Genomic DNA, 22,551 nt, shown 5'->3' with positions numbered 1-22,551 from the left:
TGACAATTGTATTTCGGGTTTTAGGTTTTTCCTTCTGTCTAAAGGCGAATCTAAGCTTGGTATCTTGATGTTCTTTTAGATGAACAGGTTTCCAGAAAAGGGAGGAAAATGAAATGGATTTCGAGTTGACCGAAGAACAAAAGATGATGAGAGACATGGTTTATAAATGGGCTCTTAAAGAGCTTGCCCCTATTCAGGAGAAGGTTGACGAAGAAGATTGGTTTCCACCCGATTTCTTCAAGAAATGCGCAGAAATTGGCATTTTAGGAATAACCATTGATGAAAAATATGGTGGTTTAGGAAGCGACGTTTTGACTCAGACGCTTGTTGTGGAGCAGATGAGCCGTTTTGCTCCTGGTCTTGCTATGACTTATGCAGCTCACTCCAATCTCTGTGCTCACAACATTCACCGTAACGCCAATGAGTATCTCAAAGAAAAGTATCTACCTCCCATGATTCGAGGCGAAAAGATAGGAGCCCTTGCTCTAACCGAACCAAACGCTGGTTCAGATGCCATGAGCATCAGGACTAGAGCGGTTAAAAAGGGCGATAAATATATTCTTAACGGCACCAAGATCTTCATCACCAATGGTCCCGTGGCGGATATCTTTCTTGTTTATGCAAAGACTCAACCAGAACTGGGAGCAAAGGGCATTTCAGCTTTTATTGTAGAAAAAGATTTTCCCGGTTTTTCTGTTTCGAGAAAGATCCGAAAGTGCGGCATGCGGGGATCGCCAACAGGCGAGTTGGTTTTTGATAACTGCGAAGTTCCGGCGGAAAATCTTGTGGGGCAGGAGAATATGGGAGTTCATGTTATGACCAGCGGACTTGACGTAGAACGAATTGTGCTCGCCGGTGGAAGCATCGGTATGGCTGAACAGGCTCTGGAATATGCGATTCAGTATGCTGTAGAACGAGAACAATTCGGGCAGCTTATCGCAAATTTCCAGATGATCCAGCAGAAGTTGGCTGATATGTATGCCAGGACCGAAGCAGCGAGGCTTCTTGTCTATCGTGCCGCCGATCTTGCTCAGAAATCTCCTCGAGGTGGTAAAGGAACGGAACTTACCAAGATGGCTGCATCGGCAGTTCTTTTTGCTTCGGAAACCGCCACATGGGTTTGTAATCAGGCTGTTCAGATTCATGGCGGTTATGGCTACTGTCTTGAGTTCCCTGTTCAAAATCTGTGGCGAGATGCAAAACTTTACGAAATCGGCGCTGGAACAAATGAAATCCGCCGTATCATTGTAGCTCGCGAACTTACAAGAGAAGCCTTTGCTAGAAAGGCTCAGCGTTAATTCTTCTTTCTGATGTGAAGTAGCGTTATGCCCAAGATTTTTCAATTGTTAAAAGAAGGGGGCAAATGATGGAACAACCTTTAGTGTTGGAAGAAAGAAGAGATCAGGTTGTAATTCTTACTCTAAACCGTCCCGAGGTGATGAACTCTTTTAATTTCCCTATGTTGAGGGCTTTGAAGGAAAAAGTGGAAGCTCTTCATTTTGATCGAGATGTGCGAGTAGTGATCATTACGGGGGCGGGGGATAAGGCTTTTTGTGCTGGCGCTGACCTGAAAGAACGGGCTACTCTCACGGAAGATCAGGTGAGAGAATTTATTTTCACTATAAGGAATCTTTTTACTTTCATTGAATTTATGAGCAAACCGGTTATTGCTGCCGTGAATGGTATTGCTCTTGGAGGCGGCACTGAGCTGGCTCTTGCTTGTGATATTCGCATCGCATCCACCACTGCAACTATGGGACTTACAGAGACCCGTCTTGCTATTATCCCGGGAGCAGGTGGCACTCAGCGTCTTCCCAGGCTTGTGGGTCGAGGCAAGGCTAAAGAGTTGATTTTTACCGGTCGCCGCGTGGATGCTCAGGAGGCTCTCCAGATTGGGCTAGTCAATAAAATATGTCCCCCAGAAAAACTTATTGAAGAATGTCTTTCTATGGCGGCTATGATTTGTGAAACTGGTCCTATCGCTATCCAACAGGCAAAATACGCCATAAATTACGGGCTTGAAGTAGATATTCATACAGGACTTGCTATCGAATCAAACGCATACTGGATTACGATTCCAACTGAAGACCGATTAGAAGGGTTGAAAGCCTTTCAGGAAAAGCGGAAACCGGTTTATAAGGGTAAGTAGTGAGTATATGCTGAGTTTTTGCTTTGAGTCTCTCACTTATCACCTTTGTTGCTGATACGCGCTACTATGCAGCATGCTATCTCCTTATGAAATTAAAGTGAGAGATTTTTTAGATGCGGTCGCTCACGCCGAAAATTTTATCCGTATAAAGGAGTGATCCTATATGACGCCGGAAGAAAGAGCTGAGAACAGGCGCTTCTGGGAGGAGGAAGAGCTAAAGCTTGATGAGTTAATGTATCGGGCTATGTGGCCCGGCGGAGAAGCTGCTGTTCAGCGGCTTGCGAAGCAGGGCAAACAACCGGTGCGCCAGCTCATACAAAAGCTTATAGACGAAGGAACGGAGTTTTACGAACTGGGAGTTATAGCTGGATTTGGAATGAATTATCCCGATGTGGAAGATGTCCCCTGTGGTGGTATTGTGACCGGCATTGGAAAGATCCACGGTAATTGGACTATGATTATTGCAAACGACAGTAGAGTAAAGGCTGGCACCTATTTCCCGATCACTCTGAAAAAACATATGAGAGCCCAAGCAATAGCTGAACAGTGTGGTTTAAACTGCGTGTATATTGCCGATTCAGGTGGAGCTTACCTTCCCATGCAGGCGGATGTCTTCCCCGATGACGGTCATTTTGGATCGATGTTTTACAACATGGCGAGAATGTCCGCTAAGGGACTTAAGCAGATTACCCTCAGCACGGGAGGCAACACCGCAGGAGGAGCCTACATAGTCTTTATGGCTTGTCAGGCGGTAATGATAGATAAGCTTGCCTATTCCTTCCTTGGGGGACCACCCCTTGTAAAAGCGGCAACGGGAGAGGTTATATCGGCAGAAGATTTGGGTGGAGCTCGAGTCCATACTCAAATTTCTGGTGGTGCCGATTACTTTTGTCGCACTCAGGATGAGGCTGTTGAAAAAGTAAGGGAAATTCTTTCGATGGAGCCGCCTCAAAAAATCCACGTTCACCGCTATGAAGAGACACCTCCACGTGTGCCTGTTGAAACTATTTACGAAATTCTTCCTGCCAAAATTCATCAGGGCATCAATGTGCGGGCTTTTATCCAGGCAATAGCGGATGACAGCCATTTTGTCGAATACAAGAAAAACTATGCTCCCGGCCGCGGCGATAACATTGTTACGGGAAAGATTCGCATAAGAGGTATTCCCGTTGGAGTAATCGCTGCAAATGGACTTGGTATTATCTTTGTTGAAGCGGCAAGGAAAGCGACAGAGTGGATTATTCGATGTAGCTACGAGAAAATACCCCTTTTGTTCATCCAAAGTTCGCCCGGTTACATGGTTGGTTCAGAATCGGAGCACATGGGAATTGGTAAATACGGAGCTGATATGGTGCGAGCGGTTTCATGCGCTCAGGTTCCTCGCATTCAACTTGTTATAGGTCCCGATAATGGAGCTGCAAACTACGGTATGTGTGGTCGAGCCTATCGCCCCCACTTTCTCTTTTCTACAATGCGAGCTAGAACATCGGTTATGAGCGGTAGATCGGCGGCGGAGGTGTTACTGTCGATCGAAGAGCGTAAAAGAGAATCTGAAGGCAACCCCATGACAGAAGGAGAAAAGCAGGCTTTTAGAGAAAAGATGATCGAAAAATACGATGGGGAAGCTCATCCCTTCTTCTGTGGTGCTCGCCTGTTAAACGATAGAGTCTTAAAATTTAGAGAAATTAGAGATTGGCTCGCTTTCGCCTTTGAGGTGAGCCTGTTGAAACCGATCGGCGAACCGTCTTTCGGTAATCTTAGATTTTAGGAGGGTAAACTATGGCCAAGTTGAATTATCCAAAAAAGGTTGTGATTGGGGACATTACCGTTCGAGATGGCTTCCAGCACGAAGAAAAATTCATCCCCACCGATGCTAAGCTCTGGGTTGCAGAAGAACTCATTCTTGCAGGATTCAAACACATTGAGTTGACAAATCTTGGTAATCCAAAGCGAATGCCTCAGTTTAAGGATGCAGAGGAACTTCTTAAGAGGCTAAGAAATAGCAAGAGAGTTAAACATTTGCTTCCGGAAGTGGAAATTACAACCGTTACGATTCGAGAACAAGCTATCGAAAGAGCTATAAAAGCAAGACAGGAAGGATGGGGACCGGATAGAATTCTGGTCATGGTTTCCACGAGTGAAGCTCATCATAAGGTAAATTCCGGTACTACGCTGGACGAATACTGGAAGATGTGCGAAGAGTGGTTCCCGAAGGTAAAAGATGCGGGAATGAAAATAAACGGCACAGTCAGCACCATATGGGGATGTCCCATTACTGGGCGCACTGAAATGAAAAAGGCTATCGAATTTACTAAAAGATGGCTAGATATGGGAGCAGACGACGTTGAGCATGCTGACCATGATGGTTCCGCCTCACCTGATAGAGTTTACGAGTATTTTTCTATGTTGCTTGATGCTATTCCAGATCCTATGAAACACATTGCTCACTTCCACACCACCAGAGGCTGGGGATTGGCTAATGTGCTGGCAGCTCTTCTTGCTGGTGTTATCAGGTTCGAATCCACCATGGGAGGCATTGGAGGACAGCCGGCAAACTTTGTGGATGGAGTGCCAGTGGGCGGAACAGGAGAATATTATTACCGAGATCCTTCTATTGTTGGACTCGTGTCCACAGAAGATATGGTTGTGATGATGGATGAAATGGGGATTGACACTGGTGTCGATGTCGATCGTGTGTTGAACATCGGACGAATGGTGGAAAGAATTGTGGGACGCAGACTTAGGTCAGAATGTATTAAAACAGGCCGTATCCCAAAGGAGATGACAGGTAGAGAGTAGGCCAAGCTAGGCTGAACTTAAAAGATACCTTTTAACCAGAAGGTTATCATGATATATAAAGGGCGAAAGAATTTTTCGCCCTTTATGTTATGGTTGTTGGATTTGTGCTAGAAAGAATTAAAAACTGCCTGGAAAGAAGAAATGAACTTTTCAATCCGACGCTACTATACTTACCTTCTGGTTGAAGGTCTTCTGGGACTGACCATCGCTTTTGTTATTGGTGCCTTGCTGGGACATTTCCTGGCAACGTCCAATTTAGGTTGGCTTTCGTTAGGCAAAAAGACCCTGTGGTGGGATTTTTCCTGGATAAGGCAAAAGTCCCCCTGGGGGTTTTTAATTATGTTTTTCCTTGGCACTGGTCTCGTAGCAGGAGCTTTACAGGCACTATGGGCTTTTTCTCAATGGTTAGGGTGCTTATTTGTGAGTCGAACCATAAATAAATATAACGACACTGACCATATAACCGCTGTCCCCGTTACAGACGGCTTCAGAACTTTACTTCACCCCTTTAGACGTGTTGCTTGCTTGCTTTCAAATAGCCCAAAAAGCCAAAATAGCCTGCCGTCTATAGCGCTCTTTGATCAGCGGCAACGATTTCTGGCAGAAGGCGACCGCCGTATGCTAACTTTTCCATGGAAGCTGGTAAAATTCTTTGTCGCTGTTTCGGTTCTTACATCGTGGTTTCTTAGTCTGTTTGTGTTTTACAAATACACGACAACGATTGTTAGTGGCCAGTCTGCGGTTAATAACCTCTGGACATACTTTTCTTCCAGTTTCAGAATTTTCGTTCATATTTTTTATTTCGGCCTTGTGGTTATAGGATTTGGTTTTGTTGCTAATCGATTTGTTCAACTTTATTTGATGCACCTTGATAACCTGGTTTATGACGAAGTTCTGCCTAGGTTGGAGACTTCCCAGGTTCGAGGTATTGAAGAAATTCAAAATCTTCTTGCAAAGCTAAACGAGAAAATCGAGAAGCTGGAGCAGATTATAAAAGTTTCTGCCAGTAATACACTTCGTAAATGAGATTTGACCAAGATGGAACCGATTGGTTTCATAATTCAAAAGGTGCTTTCCGAAAGAAAGATCCTTCCGACTAGTCCTGTGAGTGATTGGGAAAGTGTGGTGGGATCTCAGGTGGCTTCGCGAGCGAGACCGGTGAAATTCAAGAAAGGTGTTTTAACTGTTCATGTTTACGACAGCATATGGAAGCATCACCTAGATCTCCATAAAGAAGAAATCCTTCAGCGGGTTAATGATCAGCGAGTTGGATTAGAACCTGTTACAAAAATTGTATTCAAGGTGGGGGAACTTCCTCAGGAGACTCCATCAAGCGTATTAACTCACCAGGAGAATTCAAAAATCTCTAAACCTAAAAGAAGGAAAAAATCTAAGCCAAAGAAGTATGAACTTTCCGAGGAAGCTCAAAAATTTATCAAGTCCTGTCGAGATCCTGAATTGAAAAGGATCGCTAGAAGATTACTTCCCCTTTTTGCTCCCGAATCAGTTTCAAGCGAGGAGCACAGCAATAATACCCGTGAGAAAGATTCCATCGAAAGTTCCCGCTCCCCCGATTGAAACAACCGGTGCACCTAGTTTTCTCACTTTGGGAAGATTCAAAATATCGGCTCCTAACAGAGTTCCAATAGTGCCGCTTACGTAAGCTGTTTTTGGAGCCCAATCGGGAGATAGAATTAAGGCGCAAAGAGCGGCTACTATGGGTGGTATAAACATAGGAATAGCTATGCCTACTCCAACTACTGGGCGAGCAAGCTTATTTACAACTATTGTTACAATAGCCGTGGCTATAAGAACATTGATAAAAGCTGGAGTCTGACTCCATAAATACAGAGAAAGCAAAGTCGGTATAAGAGCTCCTCCCACATTTATCGCTACGATCGTTTCTTGTGGTTTTCTGATGGGTGGCAAACGATACCGAATGCCGAAAAATGATATTATTTCCGGATAGGCCTGCTCGTATTCTGAGCGTATTCTGCCCACGGGAATATTTATAGCGCTTCCAATCATAGAGATAAATAAAAGCAGGAATAACAAATCCGGCGATATGCCCAGTTTCTCAAAGGCAATGTAAATGATTCCCCATTTAACAAGAAAAAACAGCACAAAGAGTATAAACATGAAGATGAAGAAGAACAGGATCATGAAAGGCAGGAAAAACATGATAAAATCCTTTCTTGACTGATGGTTTTACTATGGTGACTGAAGCTGCGTAAAGGATTATAGAAGAATGGAGCCGGTTGGACAATAGAATTGAAATACTAGTTCGAGAGACTAAACGGGAGGAGATGTGCATGAGTGAACCTCGCTTGATGAAAACTGTGACTTTGTCAAATGGCTTAAGAGTCTATTGTTACGATAAGTCTAAGCATGTGGCTGGGGATCGATGGTATGTGTGCTTGCGTGTGGAGGTGCCAATTGGGGTTAAAAAAGAATTTTTTGATGGTTATAATGATCCTGATGACGCTTATGATGAGTTTGTTAAAGCCTTTGGGAATGAGTATGTTTTTTCTTACGAAAAGGATAGAAACTTTATCGCGGAGAGCGATGTGAAGCGCCTTCTCGAAGAACTTTTGAGCGATTTTATGTCCCATACCGGTTTATACCTTGTTCATCCTGCTTGGCAAAAGCGGTGTATTCTGAAAACCTATCAGGATTGGAAGGAGAAGACAAAACTTAGACAACTTCATGAAGAATTTATTCGCAACTCCGATCAGGGAGGAGAATAAAGAAAGGCTTTTTATGTAGCCTATATCTCGGGTTAGAAAGAAAGTGTGAGTTAAAAAACATTTGTCACTTTAAGGGAATATAAAACTTGAAGTAAAAAGTAAAATTGTCTCTTGCTTTACTTTGTAAAAATGAGTATCAAGACCTGTTGAGAAACTAGACAGATGAGAAGAAACCCTCTTTTGGGTGATCTTCTCTTAGAAAGAGGAGAAAGGTTCTATGAAGGGTTACTTGAGCCTTGTTTCAGAGGTAAGTCGATCTTTGTGTGATCTTGCTGATATCTATAGCGTTGCCTATCTAGTTTCTAAAAGAATAACGGAAACTTTGGGCTTAAGGGGATGTTTTATTAAAGCAAGACGTAACGGGAGTGAAAAGCTCGAAATTTTAGGAAGTTATGGACTTAGCGAATATTTCCTTTTAGGGGAACCGTCCAAATCTAAAAAGAGCGTTTGTTTCCATCTTCCTGATATGACCATCTGTTTTCCTAACGTTAAGGAAGCAGAAGAAATTCCCGAACAAGAACAACTTCTTATTGAAGGGATCCATGCTATTAGTGTTGTCCCTATAGAAATAGGGCAGGAAATGCGGGGAATGGTGGCGCTTTTTGCACCAACACCTCGAGAATTTTCTAAAGACGATCTGCTCCTGGTTGAAACTCTTGCTTCCATGGTTATTTATGCTTTTTATCAGCAACTTGAGCGAGATCGATGCATTCTAAAAGAACGTCAATATCTCAAAAGCTTCCAGGAAGTAAGCGCCGCAATTAATTCTTCCCTTAACGTTAACAAAGTTCTTCATCTTGTTGTTACGAAAACAACAGAACTCCTTAATGCCATTGGTTGTGTAGTTCGTCTCCTTGATCCAAAAACTCAACAGCTTTACGTGGCTCAAGCCTACGGTTTGAGCGAAGAGTTTCTACACAAGGGTCCTGTAGATGCTCACAGAAGCATCGCTGAAAACATGGCGGGACGGACGGTAATCATAGATGACGTTTTTACTGATCCTCGCATCCAGTATCGAGCGGAAGTAGTTGAGACTGGCATCAGGCGTATCCTGTCCATACCTCTTATGGTGCGCGGTAAAGTAATAGGCGTGCTTAGAGTTATGGCAGGCGAAAGACCACCTTTTTCCGAAGATGAAGTAGAGTTTGCTCAGGCAATAGCTCAGCAGTGCGCCTTTGCGCTTGAGAATGCCAGAATGTATCAGCGCCTGAAGTATGAATATCAGCAGCTTCTTATAGACTTTGGCTATGATGGCAGTAGCACTTAAGACGAAAAAGGATAATGTCAATGGAACGACTACGAACTCTGACGCTTAATAATACCTTCGATGAGCACTTTATTCGGCTGGTTGAAGAAGAAAGCGGGCAGCAAATTAGCAAATGCTATCAATGTGGGAACTGCAGTGCTAGCTGTAATTATACCTTCGTTTACGACTATCCAGTAAATCAGATTATGCGCCTTATTCAGCTTGGTCAAAAGGCTGCTGTTCTCTCGTCTCGTTCTATATGGCTTTGTGCTGCTTGTACGGCCTGTTCAACAAGGTGCCCGTGCAACATAGAGGTTACTCGAGTGATGGAAGCCCTGCGAGTGATGTCCCTTAGAGAAGGAATCATATCCATTAAAGATGTAGAGGTTTTCTACGAAGAATTTTTGAAGTCGGTAAAGACTTTCGGACGAGTTTTCGAAACAGGGTTATTGCCTATCGTGAATTTACGAACGGGTCGCCTTACAAACGATATGGAGCTGGCTCCCAAGGTCTTCAAAGCTAGAAAGCTTCATTTGTTGCCTTCTATTATCAAAGGACGAAAGGAAGTTGCGGCTATATTCGATCGGTTTGAATCCTGGCAACACCAAAAAATGGCTCATAAAGGCTAGATTTGGGTTAAGGACTTTTTCGTCATTATGAGCAATGGGGAAGATAAAAAGATGTTTCGTGAAATAGCCTATTACCCTGGTTGTTCAATTGAAGGAACTGCTAAGGAATTTGATGAGTCGGTGCGGGAAATTTGTAAAGTTTTTGGAATCTCTCTTCGAGAAATCCCTGACTGGAACTGCTGTGGATCAACTCCCGCTCACATCTACGAACCACTTCTTTCTGCCGCTCTTTCTGGAAGAAACCTTGCTATTGCTGAATCGGTAGGATTTGATAAGGTGATGACTCCATGTCCTGGTTGCCTTAAGGCTCTTAAAGGATCTCTGGAGGCATTTCGAGATCCCACCAAAAAAGAAGATTTCCTTCGCATCCTCAACATGCCCTTCGAAGGCAGAATAAAGGCGGTTTCAATAGTTCAGTTTTTAATAGAAGATATCGGCGTTGATGAAATAGAGAGAAATGTTGTTTTCCCCTTGGAAGGCATAACAGTTGTGCCTTATTACGGATGTCTTCTTACTCGTCCTCCTAAGTTTGCCGAATTTGACGATCCTGAACAGCCCACGTCTATGGATCGATTATTAGGAGCGGTCGGTGCTAAAGTTCCACACTTTCCTTTTAAAACCGAGTGTTGCGGAGCGACCTACGGGGTGTTGAGAAAGGACATTGTGGGAAAACTTACAGGACGGATTCTAAAAATGGCGCAAGATCTTAAAGCCGATGCTATTGCTGTGGCTTGTCCTCTTTGCCAGCAGAATCTTGACCTGCGTCAAGGACAGGTTGAACGCTATCGTAAAGAATCTTTCGAAATCCCAGTTATTTATATTACCCAGATAATAGGATTGGCTTTAGGGATAGAACCTAAAAAGCTTGGTTTACATAGGCTGGCTGTGAAGCCTAACTTCCTGTTTGAAATGAGTCGTAAGGGAAAAGAAAATTTTGTCTTAGAAAAGCAAACATAAAAAAGTGTAGAGAGATGCTATGCGTATAGGTGTTTTTGTCTGTCAGTGCGGAACAAATATCGCCTCAACGGTAGATACAGAACGAGTCGCTGAAGCAGCAAGAAGACTTCCTGATGTGGTTTACTCTACAACTTACGTATATACCTGTTCTGAGCCGGGGCAGCAGGAGATTCAGCGAGCTATAGAAGCTTACAATCTACAAGGGGTGGTGGTTGCAGCCTGTTCCCCCAGAATGCATGAACCCACCTTTCGCAGAGCGGTAGAAAAAGCTGGTCTTAACCGATACATGTTCGAGATGGCGAATATTCGTGAGCATGTATCCTGGATCAGCAATGATCGTGAAGCGAACACGAAGAAAGCTATCGAGCTTGTGAGAATGGCTGTGGCAAAGCTCCGTTTCAATCAGCCTCTTTTCCCGTCTCGAGTAGCTATCAATAAGAGAGTTATGATCATTGGAGGGGGAGTTGCCGGCATACAGGCAGCTCTGGACTGTGCTGATGCAGGACTTCAGGTGGTGCTTGTAGAACGGAAAGCGTCCATCGGCGGCAAAATGGCCCAACTCGATAAGACCTTCCCCACCATAGATTGCTCATCCTGTATCCTGGGACCCAAAATGGTGGATGTTGCTCAAAAAGAAAATATAACACTCTATGCTTACAGTGAGATTGAATCGGTTTCCGGATACGTAGGAAATTTTACTGTCAAAATCCGTAAGAAAGCTACCTATGTGGATTGGACGGCGTGCACGGGCTGTGGAGTCTGCATGGAGAAATGCCCATCACGGAAGGTTTTGGACGAATTCAACGAGGAGCTTTCTTTTACCCGTGCCATAAGCATTCCTTTCCCTCAAGCCATTCCTAAGAAAGCAACCATAAATCCTAAGTATTGTCTTCATTTTACCAAAGGAAAATGTGGAATATGCTCTAAGGTCTGCCCTGCTAAAGCTATCCGGTATGATATGACCGATGAAGTTGTGACGGAAGAAGTGGGAGCGATAATTGTAGCAACAGGTTATGATCTTTTTGATCCCTCTGCTTACGGAGAATATGGTGCCGGACAGTATCGAGATGTAATAACCGGGATTCAGTATGAACGAATACTGAGCGCATCGGGACCCTTTGGAGGGCACATCAAGCGGCCATCCGATGGGAAAGAGCCAAAAGATGTTGTTTTTATTGCATGCGTTGGATCTAGAGATGCTTCTGTAGGAAGACCATACTGTTCCGGCGTGTGTTGTATGTATATAGCCAAGCAGGCGATCCTCACAAAGGATCATATTCCGGATTCTCGTTGCTATGTTTTTTACATGGATATTCGAGCTCCAGGGAAAAATTACGATGAGTTTGTAAGAAGGGCTCAGGAAGAATACGGTGTGCAGTATATCAGAGGTAGAGTAGGGAAGATTTATCCCAAAGGCGATAGACTTGTTGTTCAAGGTATGGATACCTTGCTTGGGGTTCAGATCGAGGTAGAAGCTGACCTGGTGGTTTTGGCTACAGGCATTGAAGCCAGCAAAGGAGCGAGAGAACTGGCTGAGAAGTTGCATATTTCCTACGATCAATATGGCTTCTTTATGGAAAATCATCCCAAGCTAAGACCTGTAGAAACCAACACGGCTGGGATCTATCTTGCCGGAGCCTGCCAGGGTCCAAAGGATATTCCTGCTTCGGTTGCTCAGGGAAGCGCTGCGGCCTCAAAAGTGCTAGCACTTTTTGCAAGGGATACCATAGAAACAAGTCCTCAGGTGGCGTCAGTGAATGAGCGAGCCTGTATCGCCTGTGGTAAGTGTATAGAAGTCTGCCCCTATGGAGCAATCCGCTGGAAAGAACTTAAAGGTGGCATAAAAAAAGCAGAAGTTCTTGCAACAGTATGTCAGGGATGTGGACTCTGTAATGCTACATGTCCACCAAAGGCTATTCAGCTACAACATGCTACCGATAACCAGATTCTCGCGGAAATTGAAGAACTATGTGCTTAGAACAGCCAATACTAAGCTAAGTTTTCAGGGAAGAGCTTTATGGAAGAAAAAAGCACAACATCAGCAAACGAAATGAAGATCATTGGTTTTTTGTGTAATTGGTGTTCTTACGGTGGAGCCGACACTGCTGGAGTATCCAGACTTAAGCAACCAACGGATTTAAGGGTTATTCGTATCCCATGCACGGGAAGAATGGATCCGCTTTTTGTTTTGAAAGCTCTGATTTCAGGAATAGATGGAGTATTGGTTTCTGGTTGTCATCCAAAAGATTGCCATTATGCTGTAGGAAATTTCTATGCTCGTAGGCGACTTGAGGTTCTAAAAGAGTTTCTTCCTTTTTTGGGGATTGATGCTGATCGCTTTCATTATACCTGGGTTTCTGCGTCGGAAGGTCAAAGGTGGCAGGAAGTAGTAACGGAGTTTTCTCAACGAATTCACGAGCTAGGCAGGAATCCTGGCGTAGGAACAAAAACTAAAACGGAGAATTCTGTGGAGGCTTATTGAAAATTATGTGGAACGAAATTACCGAGAAACTCCACGAAGTGTTACGTAATGTTATGCCCCAGGTTGATGTGGTATTAGGATGGGAAAGAGGGTTTAACCCTTTACGGATAAAACCTGTTGTTGTCCGTAGCGAAAAAGATATCTCCAGGCTCGTCTGGAATCCTTTCTGCGTTCAGAACCTTACTGGATACCTTGTAAAAAACCCTGCTGTTATAGCTGGCGAGGGTAAAAAAGTAGCAGTATGTGTTAAAGGTTGCGATAGTCGCTCTCTTGTGGCGCTTATTCAGGAGCATTTCTTAGACCGTGATAGACTTTTGATAATAGGTGTTCCTTGCCAGGGCACGATAGACTGGCGACTAGTTATGAAGAAAATAGGCAATACAACGACTGTGTTTAACGCCCACATTGAGGATGGAATTCTTAGAATTGAACACTCCGGTGGTTTAGAACAAATGTCGATTGAAAGTGTTTTACTTCGGCGATGTCTTAGATGTGCTTATCCGAACCCCGTTATTTACGATGTTTTAATTGGTGAAACTGTAACTCCGCGGATCGATAAAAGTGAACTTTATAGAAATGTAGCACAATTTGAACAAAAGTCCCTTGAAGAACGACGGAATTTCTGGATAGATGTTCTCTCCCGGTGTGTTCGATGTTACGCCTGTCGCAATGCTTGCCCTCTCTGTATATGTCAGGACTGGTGTATTGCCGAAAGGCGAGATCCCAAGTGGGTTACTCAAAGGCCCACGATCAAAGATATTTTTATCTTTCACAGCATTCATGCACTTCATCTTGCGGGAAGGTGCACCGAATGTGGAGAATGTGAGCGAGTATGCCCTGTGGGGATTCCAGTAATGTTTATCAAAGAAAAGCTTAATGAGATAAACCTTCGTCTTTTTTCCTATGAGGCTGGTCTTGATCCTCAAGCCGTTCCGCCTCTACTTACTTTCAACCCTCATGAAGCTGGTATATAAAGATAGCAAATGGACAGGGTGAAGACGCTATGACGCCTGCGAAGAAAGCTAAAAAAAAGATCGAGGAAAAGATTTTTATCCCACAAGAAAAACTCAATGAGGTGCTTGAGCGGCTCTCTAAGCATTTTAGAGTCTGGGTGCCCGTTCTTTCTTCTTCGAGTAATGGATGGACGGTCGAGTTTAGACCTTTTACAATCGAGAGTGAGCCTTTTTTTACTCGCCAGAGTACTATGCCCCCTAAAAGCGTAATTCTCCCTCAGGGGGAAACCTTGTTTCAATATGAATATGTCAAAAACTCTGATGATCCCTCCAAACAGGATTTGATTCTAAAAGAAACGATCAATGCGGAAAAGACCCTAGTATTTGGCGCTCGTCCCTGCGATGTTCGAGGATTTGTGATTTGCGACTGGGTATTCCTGCGGGGGCTCTATTTGGATGTTTATTACAAAAGCCGTAGAGAAAACACTCTTTTTGCCACTTTGGTCTGTCAGGATGCCGATGATGCCTGTTTCTGTTCATCTGTTGGTGGTGGCCCCGGAGATATGGAAGGTAGCGATATTAGGATTACTTCTACAAGTGAAGGTTTTGTCTTGGAAGGTCTAAATGACAGAGCTAAAGAAGTGATTTCACTTTGTGAGTGCGATCCCCCTTCTGAAGAGCAGTCGCGGGATGCTCAGCGTATTCAGGAAGAAGCTAAAAATAGAATAATTGGTTCACTGGACGTTTCGGGAAGTGTGGAAGCTGTCAAGGGTCAGTTTCAAAACATGGGAGTCTGGCGCGATATTGCCGAATCTTGCTTGAGTTGTGGTGTTTGCACTTATGTATGTCCTACCTGCTATTGCTTTACTATAACTGATGAAATTCAGGGGCTTAAGGGGGAACGTTTGCGTTCATGGGATTCCTGCATGTTTCATCAGTATACTCAGGAGGCCAGTGGACATAATCCAAGACCTACAAAGCTTGAACGATATCGTAATCGGCTTGGTCATAAATTTTGCTATTTTCCTTTGAGGTATGGCGGAGTCATTGCCTGTTGCGGATGTGGGAGATGTATTAGATCCTGTCCTGTTTCAATAGATATCAGGAGCGCAGTTGAACGAGTTAAGGAGGTGCATAGCAATGCTTGCGTCTGCAGTTAATCCTTATCTTCCTGAATTGGGAAGGGTTGTTGAAGTTATTACGGAAACACCGACTATTAAAACCTTCCGGATAGTGCTTGAGAATACGGAAAAGATGCAAGCCTTTGATTTTCGTCCAGGTCAGGTAGCTCAATTGTCCGTTTTTGGTGTGGGAGAAGCGACCTTTGTCATCAATTCTCCCCCAACCTGTAAAGATTATCTGCAGTTTAGTGTTATGAGGGCAGGGGAGGTGACTCAAAAGATTCATCAACTGGTGCCCGGCGATCCTGTGGGAGTAAGAGGTCCTCTTGGGAACGGTTTCCCCTACGAAGCGATGCAGGCCAAAAATATTATTTTTATTGCCGGTGGAATCGGTATGGCACCTTTAAGAACTCTTCTTCTTTTTATGCTTGAAAATCGAAAGGATTACGGCGAGATATCGCTTATTTACGGTGCCAGATCGCCTCAGGATTTGTGTTATCGCTACGAAATCCCCAACTGGCAAAAAAAAGGTGTTGATGTTGTGTTGACGGTTGATGCTGAAGCTCCAGGTTGGACGCATCGGGTGGGCTTTGTTCCAACAGTATTGTCCGAAGAAGCACCATCTCCTAACAATCGGATAGCTATTGTGTGTGGTCCTCCAATAATGATTAAATTTGTACTTTTTGGCTTGAGAGAGCTTGGTTTTGAAGATTGGCAAATTTACACTACTCTGGAAAAAAGGATGAAGTGCGGAATTGGAATATGTGGACGATGTAATATGGGAGAAAAATTTGTATGCGCTGACGGTCCTGTCTTTAGTATGGAAGAACTCCAGGGAATGGTGCCGGAATTGTAGTTAATAACCAGTTATAAATTCATTTCGCCTTTTCTTATTCTTATCCTGCCTCTTTACCTATAAGTTTTTGGTGATTGTACAAACTAAAAGAACCGTAACGATATAGTATCGTTTCGGTTTTTGATCTGGTTTGTTAACGTCTAGCCTATTTGGAGGCTCCCATGAAGAGAAAATCTTTGGTTTTTTTGGGGATGTTAATAGCGTTTTTACTTGGGAAGGTCACAACAGTTTTTGCTGTAGATCTTCTTAATTATTCAGTTAGATCTTACGTGGTTGGAGATGGTAACGAAGTCACCATTGAAGGATTTGTGGTAAATAACAAAACTCATAAGATGTTGATAAGAGTTCAAGGTCCATCTCTTCCATCTGTTTTTGAGAAAAAGTTGCTCGATCCCGTGATTTCAGTTTATCGCGGAAGTGATCTCTTGGTTAGCAATGATGATTGGGCAAGTAGCCCCAATTCAGCGGAAATTGTGAGTTCCGGTCTAGCTCCATCTGACCCTCGAGAATCAGCTATAATTCAGCTATTTGAGCCTGGTAGTTATACAGTGGTTGTCTCGGGAAAAGGTAAGAATGATGGTGTAACATTGCTAGAAATCTACGATCTTGGCGAAGTCGGATTAATTTATGACAATTTTTCGGGAAGTTCGGTTGATCTCAATCTATGGCAAATCAAATCGGGTAACCCGTATGTTAACGAAGGTTACTTTTACTGCACCACAAATCAGTTTGTTGATTCTATAAATGGATATATGTGTAAAGTTGAAACTCTTTTTGAATCAAATTCTTGGGGTGTAGCCCTTCAAAACGCTTTGGAAAGAAGTAATGGGACGTTAGGAATGCAAGTGTGTGTTGGGATGGTTAACAACTTAAGGCTCTGCGGTGTTTTGGAAGTGCAAAGGAATGGTGCTGTAGTAGCAAAGGTCGTCAATATAGATAGCAATGGCACTGTTGCTCGAGAATTTTTTGTCGAAAGCTTATCTACTCTTACTACAGCTTCCTTTTTTGGAATAGTATGGAACCCCAATTCAAAAGCGCTGAATTTTCTTTCCAGACTCAATGAATCATCTGTAACCAAAACCATCACCTGGTTTGGCAATGCTATGGATTCTGTATATCAGCGGGCGCCTCTTGAAATTTATTCAGTAGGAAATTCTCCAGTGACGTCAATTTTTCCCGTAGCCTATGTTGAGCGTTAAAATATTAAAACCCTGTCCGGCTGGAGGGGGAAAGCCGAACAGGGCCAGGAGGGGTTAGGAGAAGGCGACCAACGCCATCCTGGTGCAATACATAAACTAATTATTTTTAGAATTCAAGCCTTTTTGAATGGATTTTGTGAATTTTTTTTTTAGTAGATAAGACGATTTTGTGAATTCTAGGCAAGTCAGAGTTTGGTATTATAATTTACGGGTTGGTATTATAATTTACTGGATTGTTGTCTTAGATCTGGCTTATGTTTGAGGGAAGAATCATGCTGGATGTTGTTCTGGTAGTTGCTGGGGTAATTGAAAAAGACGGCAAGGTGCTTATCGCTCAACGGTCAAATCCTGATGATCCTCTGTTTAACACCTGGGAATTTCCAGGAGGTAAGGTCCGACCCGGTGAAACTCCACAGATATCTCTCATGCGTGAACTTCAAGAAGAACTGAATATTATTGTTGATGTAGGTGATTTGCTTGTTGAAGGAGTTTATGCCTATCCCCATATATCTATAAAGCTCCAGGCTTATCGGTGCGTATGGAAAGCAGGAGATATTAAACTTAACAGTCATGGAGCTTACAAGTGGGTGTTTCCGGAAGAAGTATCAAATTACAATCTTTCCCCAGCCGATTACATGATTCTGGAAAAGTTACTTAAAACTGGCACCGATAGAACAAAATAAAAAAGCCAGTTAACTCGATGTTAACTGGCTTAACTTTCCCTTTTTGGTAGCGGGGGGAGGATTTGAACCTCCGACCTTCGGGTTATGAGCCCGACGAGCTACCTTACTGCTCCACCCCGCGATCATTTCGTTATTTTTATATGCTCCATCTATTGAAGTGTCAATAGGTAAAAGAGGGTGTTCGAAAATTGGGTATTCGATTGTTTTGTTGTAGGTCTGTCTTTTTAGTATAAAGGAAAAAAACAAAGGATAGCCAGTTACATGGAACAAGAATCTATGGATATTATAAGGTTTCAAGAGATGTTTGCCACTGAAGATGCTTGTAAAGAGCACCTATTTAGACTCAGGTGGCCAGATGGATATAAGTGTCCCAGATGTGGGAATACTGAATACTCATATCATAGTACGAGAGAATTATATCAGTGCAAGGGGTGTAAGTATCAGGTATCAGTTACGGCAGGGACAATATTTCACAAGACAAGGATACCTTTAAGGAAATGGTTCTGGATGATTTTTCTTATGTCTCGGCCAAAAAGCGGGATCTCGATGATGTCTATCAGGAGGATGTTAGAAATAAAGAGTTGCAAGACGGTATAGGTTATGGGACATAAGATCATTAAGGCCATGGAGGAAAGGGATAGTCGCTATAAGCTTGGAGGGCTTGTGGAGATGGATGACAGCTATCTTGGTCCATCCAAACCCGAGAAACGAGGGAGATGAGTGGTTGGAAAGAGCAAAGTGGTTATTGCGGTAGAAAACAAAGGTGATAGAACAGGTTACGTGAAGATGTCTTTAGTTAATAGGGTTAGTGGGGAGGAGATCTTAAAAACCATGTGGAAAAATTTGGATTTGGATACCAGACTGCGATCAGATGGTTGGTGTTTTTATGGGATTCTGGGTAAAAAGATCAAGGCCCATGAAAAGATTGTAGTAGGCAAAGGTTCTCAAGCGTCAAAGCTTCTTCCATGGGTCCATACCATGATAGAAAACGTCAAAGGGATACTTAGAGGTGTACACCATGGAATAAGTTCAAAACACTCTGGAAAATACCTCGCAGAATTCTGTTACAAAACTAACCGTAGATTTTGGGAATCCCAACTTTTTAATCGATTGCTGCATGCTTGCCTCAACACTACCACTATGACATTTGCGGAGCTAAGGGTATGATCGATTATTTTATTTGGATCATCAAACCAGTGAAGCAATATTTGTTCGTCAGTCAGTCATATGTTCCTTCCCTTGGGGATAATTTTCGGTTTTCTGGTTGTGATAATTTGAACCGATGACAGATTCATTTTTCTGTTGAGGCTGAGTCAATATAAAGTTTAATATAATAAGCTAGAGAGTGGGGTCCTTAGTAAATGACAATCCATACAAAAGAATATAGAGGTCATTAGGATATCTTAAGGCAGGTATCCATGCAAAAAGTGTAAACCAAATAGGGGAACAGAAACAGAACAGCTCGCTCCAGTAGACAGTTCACCCGCACGCATTCCGCTACGCTAGATCCGCACGTATGCCCTGCTCATGAGCTCAAATGTTGGGCATTGTAATTAACACAAACAAAGGAGAAAATCATGAAGAAGTATGTCGCAGAGTTCTTTGGTATATTTTGGTTGGTTCTTGGTGGATGTGGCAGTGCTGTGTTGGCTGCTGCATTTCCTAATGTCGGTATTGGTCTCCTTGGTGTTTCCCTGGCCTTTGGTTTAACTGTGCTCACGATGGCCTTCGCCATCGGGCACATATCAGGATGCCACCTCAATCCGGCTGTCTCGTTTGGTCTCTGGGCTGGCGGTCGATTTCCTGCTAAAGAATTAATACCTTACATTATTGCGCAAGTTCTGGGTGCCATTGTAGCTGGTGGTGTTTTGTATCTCATTGCCAGTGGTAAGGCTGACTTTACGCTTTCTGCTGGGTTTGCTTCAAATGGTTACGGAGTTCATTCACCCGGTGGGTACAGTATGCTTTCGGCACTGATAACCGAAGTTGTCATGACCATGATGTTTCTTCTTGTCATTCTTGGTGCCACGGATAAACGAGCGCCACAGGGGCTTGCTCCTATTGCCATCGGCTTGTGCCTGACCCTCATCCATCTGATTTCCATTCCCGTAACAAACACATCTGTGAATCCAGCTCGTAGCACCGGGGTTGCGGTGTTTGTGGGTGATTGGGCAATTTCGCAGCTTTGGCTTTTTTGGGTAGCACCAATTGTCGGCGGTTTGCTTGGTGCAGCCATATATCGTTTTATCGGAAGCGAAGAAAAATAAAAGGGTAAATGCCCAACATAGCGCTCCAGCGGACGGGCTAACGCTCGCCGCTAAGCTTGATCATTGGGCGACATAAGTATGAGCGTGGTGTATGTAGGACAGGGGAGTTGATGAAATCTTTGTTCCTTTATCTATGTGTTGCGGTTTGTGCGACTGTTTTGAGCAGCAGGTGGTGCGGCTGCGCTGAAACGCAACTGCCTAATGCCCCCTCGCTTTCAGATGTTGTTTTCACTGGCCTGCGACCGGCAAAGGAATTGAATCAAGCGAGTTATCCGAAGGAAGGCCTGCCTTGCCTTCGGAATTATCTCGCGACCATTACCCAATTTCCTCATCTCTGGACGTTCGATCCCCTTCCAATCCCGAGAAAGCTTTGCTTGTAAGAAGACGTAATCTCATCGAGCAGATGGTTGCCATTCTTGGCCAGAATGTTCGAAAAGAGGCGGAAGCTTTCGCCAATGCGGTGCCCCTGATGGCTGAGTGGGAAGGGATGAGTGAAGGTCCTGTGAGTGAGGCAAATTTTGCGGACAATTGGCTAAAAAAACACTCCGGCACAGCAATCGCCCCATTTCTTATCCTTTTCAAAGCCCATCGGCTCAGAGCGGGATATAAGGCCGCACGGGCTAAACACGAAAAAGATCTCTGGCCAATCCTTGCAAAGCGGTATCGGAAGGCGCTGGACGAGGCCAGATTATCAACCAATTCCCTTATTTCTTGCATCGCTGACGATCTGGAATCACAGACATTTGTCTATCTGGATGGTCAAGGGAGGCCATGAGATGAAAAAATTAGCCCTATGGTGTCTCATGGTTGGAGCCGGTCTTTGGTATCCTATTACTGCCCATGCATGTTCCTGCTCATGGAACGGCCCTTTTCTCACGGTATCAAAGGATGCGCCTCTGATAATCCATGGCAGGATTATTCGCCATCATTCCAGGCAATCTCCGACCATGGATGTTCGCGTTCTGGAAACATTAAAAGGGGGATTGCTTGATTCAGAAATGGTGGTACAGATGGGAGATGGAATGCAGTGCCGCCCCACGCTGGAGGGTTTTCCGCCTGAGAGTGAATGGATTTTAGCGCTCAATGGGCCAGGTTCAAAGCCTGGAGATGGCTGGGCACTTTCTCATTGTGGAGAATATTGGCTTCAGGTGGAAAAAGGGGAAGTGATTGGCAGCATCAATGGAAAGCAATCTGAGCTGAAAAGGATGCCACTGGATGAATTGAAAAATAAAATTCGCTATTCGCGCTTTCATACAACATTCACAGGTAAGGTGTCACAAGGCGAACGGTTTGAGCGCCCATTCGGCGAGCAGTTTGTATTCGTCCTTGAACCCATGCAGGGCGGATGGGAAATTGTCATCAAAGAACATGGACGAGATGAAAACCTGGCACGGCTGACCCCGCCTTTTCACTTTGTCCCCAATCCAAGGTATATTGAGGGCTGGCATCTGTCCGAAAATCCTTCCGAGTGCACAATGAGGGAGTATCTTGCTGAGGCTGGCCCTACCAATCCGAGAGAATTTATCTTCTCTCCTGAAGTCGGCAAAAGTATTGGCGGACCGGGTGTGACCCATGCGGTGGAGGCTGAAGAAGTGGACAAGATTCAGCGTTTTGGTCGGGGGGCGCTGACTATTATTGAATTCAAACTTCAGCCAACAGCGAACGGTTGCCCGGTGATAGAATGGATGCAGTTTTCCGTTCGCCTTGAAGGAGGTTATTGAAAGTTTGCAGAACACGCAATGGCGCACGTCGGTAACCGCACGTTGTAATATCACAGGGAGGCGCTTATGACCAAAAAAAGAACAGGGGAAAAGGCTGGATGGATTGCCGGTTGGGCAGGAGGTTTCATCTGGGTTCTTATCCTGGCAGGCCTATTTTTTTACCGGCAAAAATTTGCGCAGGGTGTCGTTGGGATAGCTTTGACCGGGGCTGCTGTTGTCGCAGTGCTTTACTATGCGCCATGGCGGCATCCGTCAACACCGTATTGGAAACTAATGCTTGCACCCTATGGCTTATTTTTCATTGCAGTTGCCTGGGCAGACTGGTCATTTGGTGGCATCGAGGCTCTTGGGTTCAACTGGTGGGATTTGCTTTGGCTTCTACCTGCTCTCAGCCCGTTTGGATTTTTGAGCAATAAGAGATGGGCGGAATCAGACGCCAAACCAGACGTTGCACCGGACGGGGATTCCGCTTCGCTCCACTCCCGCCGGTGAGCTTGAGCGTTAACGTGCCTTTACTTTTTACTTCTCGGCCAGCTGGTAATAGACGTATCTGATCCCTGTGGTTCGGTCTATTTTTCTAGCTTTTCTGATAAACATAGCAGCGTGATATTATTCCAATGGAGTAGCTTTTCCAAGGATAAAAGATAATTCTTCTGACACTACATTAACCCAAGTTCGCCACTTTTTGTGGCGAAAATGGCATTTTTGCCTCTTTTGGGAAGTCTAACTTATTGAAATTATG

At 44.1% G+C, this 22,551-nt stretch carries 23 protein-coding genes and 1 tRNA gene; 22 read left to right on the top strand and 2 right to left on the bottom strand.

Annotated features, from left to right (window positions below):
* The first annotated feature begins 113 nt into the window (after positions 1-113).
* From WHS38_09790 to WHS38_09765, 6 genes are all read left to right on the top strand, one after another.
* Positions 114-1,298 (top strand): acyl-CoA dehydrogenase family protein, encoded by a 1,185-nt coding sequence (locus WHS38_09790; protein ID MEJ5301266.1) that lies wholly within the window; start codon positions 114-116, stop codon positions 1,296-1,298.
* A gap of 65 nt (positions 1,299-1,363) precedes the next feature.
* A complete protein-coding gene (locus WHS38_09785) occupies positions 1,364-2,149 on the top strand; it encodes an enoyl-CoA hydratase (protein MEJ5301265.1) in 786 nt (261 codons plus the stop codon).
* A 163-nt stretch (positions 2,150-2,312) separates the two neighbouring features.
* The gene (locus WHS38_09780) at positions 2,313-3,917 is read left to right on the top strand and encodes a carboxyl transferase domain-containing protein (protein ID MEJ5301264.1); all 1,605 of its coding nucleotides are present in this window, start codon (positions 2,313-2,315) and stop codon (positions 3,915-3,917) included.
* 11 nt (positions 3,918-3,928) lie between these two features.
* Positions 3,929-4,948, top strand: a complete 1,020-nt coding sequence (locus tag WHS38_09775; protein MEJ5301263.1) for a hypothetical protein — start codon at positions 3,929-3,931, stop codon at positions 4,946-4,948.
* Between the two features lie 141 nt (positions 4,949-5,089).
* Complete coding sequence (locus tag WHS38_09770; GenBank protein MEJ5301262.1) at positions 5,090-5,974, top strand: hypothetical protein; 885 nt, start codon at positions 5,090-5,092, stop codon at positions 5,972-5,974.
* Between the two features lie 12 nt (positions 5,975-5,986).
* Complete coding sequence (locus WHS38_09765; protein ID MEJ5301261.1) at positions 5,987-6,526, top strand: DUF721 domain-containing protein; 540 nt, start codon at positions 5,987-5,989, stop codon at positions 6,524-6,526.
* Here the strand turns inward: WHS38_09765 and WHS38_09760 are convergent.
* The gene (locus tag WHS38_09760) at positions 6,458-7,129 is read right to left on the bottom strand and encodes a DUF1614 domain-containing protein (protein ID MEJ5301260.1); all 672 of its coding nucleotides are present in this window, start codon (positions 7,127-7,129) and stop codon (positions 6,458-6,460) included. The two genes, WHS38_09765 and WHS38_09760, sit on opposite strands and share 69 nt — an antisense overlap.
* A gap of 131 nt (positions 7,130-7,260) precedes the next feature.
* On the opposite strand from WHS38_09760, the gene WHS38_09755 reads away from it, so the two are divergent.
* From WHS38_09755 to WHS38_09705, 11 genes are all read left to right on the top strand, one after another.
* Positions 7,261-7,695 (top strand): hypothetical protein, encoded by a 435-nt coding sequence (locus WHS38_09755; GenBank protein ID MEJ5301259.1) that lies wholly within the window; start codon positions 7,261-7,263, stop codon positions 7,693-7,695.
* Between the two features lie 217 nt (positions 7,696-7,912).
* Positions 7,913-8,962: a GAF domain-containing protein gene (locus tag WHS38_09750; protein ID MEJ5301258.1), complete on the top strand. Its 1,050-nt coding sequence runs from the start codon at positions 7,913-7,915 to the stop codon at positions 8,960-8,962.
* Positions 8,963-8,982: 20 nt separating this feature from the next.
* The gene (locus WHS38_09745) at positions 8,983-9,570 is read left to right on the top strand and encodes a 4Fe-4S dicluster domain-containing protein (GenBank protein ID MEJ5301257.1); all 588 of its coding nucleotides are present in this window, start codon (positions 8,983-8,985) and stop codon (positions 9,568-9,570) included.
* 51 nt (positions 9,571-9,621) lie between these two features.
* A complete protein-coding gene (locus WHS38_09740) occupies positions 9,622-10,527 on the top strand; it encodes a CoB--CoM heterodisulfide reductase iron-sulfur subunit B family protein (protein MEJ5301256.1) in 906 nt (301 codons plus the stop codon).
* A gap of 19 nt (positions 10,528-10,546) precedes the next feature.
* A complete protein-coding gene (locus tag WHS38_09735) occupies positions 10,547-12,505 on the top strand; it encodes a CoB--CoM heterodisulfide reductase iron-sulfur subunit A family protein (GenBank protein MEJ5301255.1) in 1,959 nt (652 codons plus the stop codon).
* 39 nt (positions 12,506-12,544) lie between these two features.
* On the top strand, positions 12,545-13,009 hold the full coding sequence (locus tag WHS38_09730) for a hydrogenase iron-sulfur subunit (protein ID MEJ5301254.1): 465 nt from the start codon (positions 12,545-12,547) through the stop codon (positions 13,007-13,009).
* Positions 13,010-13,014: 5 nt separating this feature from the next.
* Positions 13,015-13,983 carry a 4Fe-4S dicluster domain-containing protein gene (locus tag WHS38_09725; protein ID MEJ5301253.1) on the top strand — a complete coding sequence of 323 codons (969 nt, stop codon included), beginning with the start codon at positions 13,015-13,017 and terminating at the stop codon, positions 13,981-13,983.
* A 29-nt stretch (positions 13,984-14,012) separates the two neighbouring features.
* The gene (locus WHS38_09720) at positions 14,013-15,122 is read left to right on the top strand and encodes a 4Fe-4S dicluster domain-containing protein (protein ID MEJ5301252.1); all 1,110 of its coding nucleotides are present in this window, start codon (positions 14,013-14,015) and stop codon (positions 15,120-15,122) included.
* The gene (locus WHS38_09715) at positions 15,103-15,939 is read left to right on the top strand and encodes an FAD/NAD(P)-binding protein (protein ID MEJ5301251.1); all 837 of its coding nucleotides are present in this window, start codon (positions 15,103-15,105) and stop codon (positions 15,937-15,939) included. The genes WHS38_09720 and WHS38_09715 overlap by 20 nt, the downstream gene beginning before the upstream one ends.
* A 161-nt stretch (positions 15,940-16,100) precedes the next feature.
* Positions 16,101-17,138, top strand: a complete 1,038-nt coding sequence (locus WHS38_09710) for a hypothetical protein (protein ID MEJ5301250.1) — start codon at positions 16,101-16,103, stop codon at positions 17,136-17,138.
* 272 nt (positions 17,139-17,410) lie between these two features.
* A complete protein-coding gene (locus tag WHS38_09705; protein ID MEJ5301249.1) occupies positions 17,411-17,821 on the top strand; it encodes a (deoxy)nucleoside triphosphate pyrophosphohydrolase in 411 nt (136 codons plus the stop codon).
* 44 nt (positions 17,822-17,865) lie between these two features.
* On the opposite strand, the gene WHS38_09700 is transcribed toward WHS38_09705, so the two are convergent.
* Positions 17,866-17,942, bottom strand: a tRNA-Met gene (locus WHS38_09700).
* A 599-nt stretch (positions 17,943-18,541) separates the two neighbouring features.
* Here WHS38_09700 and WHS38_09695 point away from each other — a divergent pair.
* The 5 genes from WHS38_09695 to WHS38_09675 all read left to right on the top strand — a co-directional run bounded on the left by WHS38_09695 (position 18,542) and on the right by WHS38_09675 (position 22,301).
* Positions 18,542-18,988, top strand: a complete 447-nt coding sequence (locus WHS38_09695; protein ID MEJ5301248.1) for an IS1595 family transposase — start codon at positions 18,542-18,544, stop codon at positions 18,986-18,988.
* Positions 18,989-19,398: 410 nt separating this feature from the next.
* Positions 19,399-20,088, top strand: a complete 690-nt coding sequence (gene aqpZ / locus WHS38_09690; GenBank protein ID MEJ5301247.1) for an aquaporin Z — start codon at positions 19,399-19,401, stop codon at positions 20,086-20,088.
* A 289-nt stretch (positions 20,089-20,377) separates the two neighbouring features.
* Positions 20,378-20,863, top strand: coding sequence for a hypothetical protein (locus tag WHS38_09685; GenBank protein ID MEJ5301246.1), 486 nt, complete (start codon positions 20,378-20,380; stop codon positions 20,861-20,863).
* Position 20,864: 1 nt separating this feature from the next.
* Positions 20,865-21,809: a hypothetical protein gene (locus tag WHS38_09680; protein MEJ5301245.1), complete on the top strand. Its 945-nt coding sequence runs from the start codon at positions 20,865-20,867 to the stop codon at positions 21,807-21,809.
* A 66-nt stretch (positions 21,810-21,875) separates the two neighbouring features.
* Positions 21,876-22,301 carry a hypothetical protein gene (locus WHS38_09675; GenBank protein MEJ5301244.1) on the top strand — a complete coding sequence of 142 codons (426 nt, stop codon included), beginning with the start codon at positions 21,876-21,878 and terminating at the stop codon, positions 22,299-22,301.
* Positions 22,302-22,551: the final 250 nt, after the last annotated feature.

The sequence above is a fragment of the Thermodesulforhabdaceae bacterium genome, assembly GCA_037482015.1.
Lineage (GTDB): Bacteria > Desulfobacterota > Syntrophobacteria > Syntrophobacterales > Thermodesulforhabdaceae > JAOACS01.
The sequence above is the reverse complement of the archived record's forward strand: the minus strand, read 5'-3'. Positions and strand labels throughout refer to the sequence as shown.

Bases quoted from the DNA above. Each gene is read 5' to 3' on its own strand.
- WHS38_09770 (MEJ5301262.1), top strand. From the start codon at position 5,090: ATGAACTTTTCAATCCGACGCTACTATACTTACCTTCTGGTTGAAGGT.
- WHS38_09755 (MEJ5301259.1), top strand. From the start codon at position 7,261: ATGAGTGAACCTCGCTTGATGAAAACTGTGACTTTGTCAAATGGCTTA.
- WHS38_09740 (MEJ5301256.1), top strand. From the start codon at position 9,622: ATGTTTCGTGAAATAGCCTATTACCCTGGTTGTTCAATTGAAGGAACT.
- WHS38_09790 (MEJ5301266.1), top strand. From the start codon at position 114: ATGGATTTCGAGTTGACCGAAGAACAAAAGATGATGAGAGACATGGTT.
- WHS38_09680 (MEJ5301245.1), top strand. From the start codon at position 20,865: ATGAAAAAATTAGCCCTATGGTGTCTCATGGTTGGAGCCGGTCTTTGG.
- WHS38_09780 (MEJ5301264.1), top strand. From the start codon at position 2,313: ATGACGCCGGAAGAAAGAGCTGAGAACAGGCGCTTCTGGGAGGAGGAA.
- WHS38_09720 (MEJ5301252.1), top strand. From the start codon at position 14,013: ATGACGCCTGCGAAGAAAGCTAAAAAAAAGATCGAGGAAAAGATTTTT.
- WHS38_09785 (MEJ5301265.1), top strand. From the start codon at position 1,364: ATGATGGAACAACCTTTAGTGTTGGAAGAAAGAAGAGATCAGGTTGTA.
- aqpZ (MEJ5301247.1), top strand. From the start codon at position 19,399: ATGAAGAAGTATGTCGCAGAGTTCTTTGGTATATTTTGGTTGGTTCTT.
- WHS38_09710 (MEJ5301250.1), top strand. From the start codon at position 16,101: ATGAAGAGAAAATCTTTGGTTTTTTTGGGGATGTTAATAGCGTTTTTA.
- WHS38_09750 (MEJ5301258.1), top strand. From the start codon at position 7,913: ATGAAGGGTTACTTGAGCCTTGTTTCAGAGGTAAGTCGATCTTTGTGT.
- WHS38_09760 (MEJ5301260.1), bottom strand. From the start codon at position 7,129: ATGTTTTTCCTGCCTTTCATGATCCTGTTCTTCTTCATCTTCATGTTT.
- WHS38_09725 (MEJ5301253.1), top strand. From the start codon at position 13,015: ATGTGGAACGAAATTACCGAGAAACTCCACGAAGTGTTACGTAATGTT.
- WHS38_09705 (MEJ5301249.1), top strand. From the start codon at position 17,411: ATGCTGGATGTTGTTCTGGTAGTTGCTGGGGTAATTGAAAAAGACGGC.
- WHS38_09715 (MEJ5301251.1), top strand. From the start codon at position 15,103: ATGCTTGCGTCTGCAGTTAATCCTTATCTTCCTGAATTGGGAAGGGTT.
- WHS38_09765 (MEJ5301261.1), top strand. From the start codon at position 5,987: ATGGAACCGATTGGTTTCATAATTCAAAAGGTGCTTTCCGAAAGAAAG.
- WHS38_09745 (MEJ5301257.1), top strand. From the start codon at position 8,983: ATGGAACGACTACGAACTCTGACGCTTAATAATACCTTCGATGAGCAC.
- WHS38_09675 (MEJ5301244.1), top strand. From the start codon at position 21,876: ATGACCAAAAAAAGAACAGGGGAAAAGGCTGGATGGATTGCCGGTTGG.
- WHS38_09730 (MEJ5301254.1), top strand. From the start codon at position 12,545: ATGGAAGAAAAAAGCACAACATCAGCAAACGAAATGAAGATCATTGGT.
- WHS38_09775 (MEJ5301263.1), top strand. From the start codon at position 3,929: ATGGCCAAGTTGAATTATCCAAAAAAGGTTGTGATTGGGGACATTACC.
- WHS38_09735 (MEJ5301255.1), top strand. From the start codon at position 10,547: ATGCGTATAGGTGTTTTTGTCTGTCAGTGCGGAACAAATATCGCCTCA.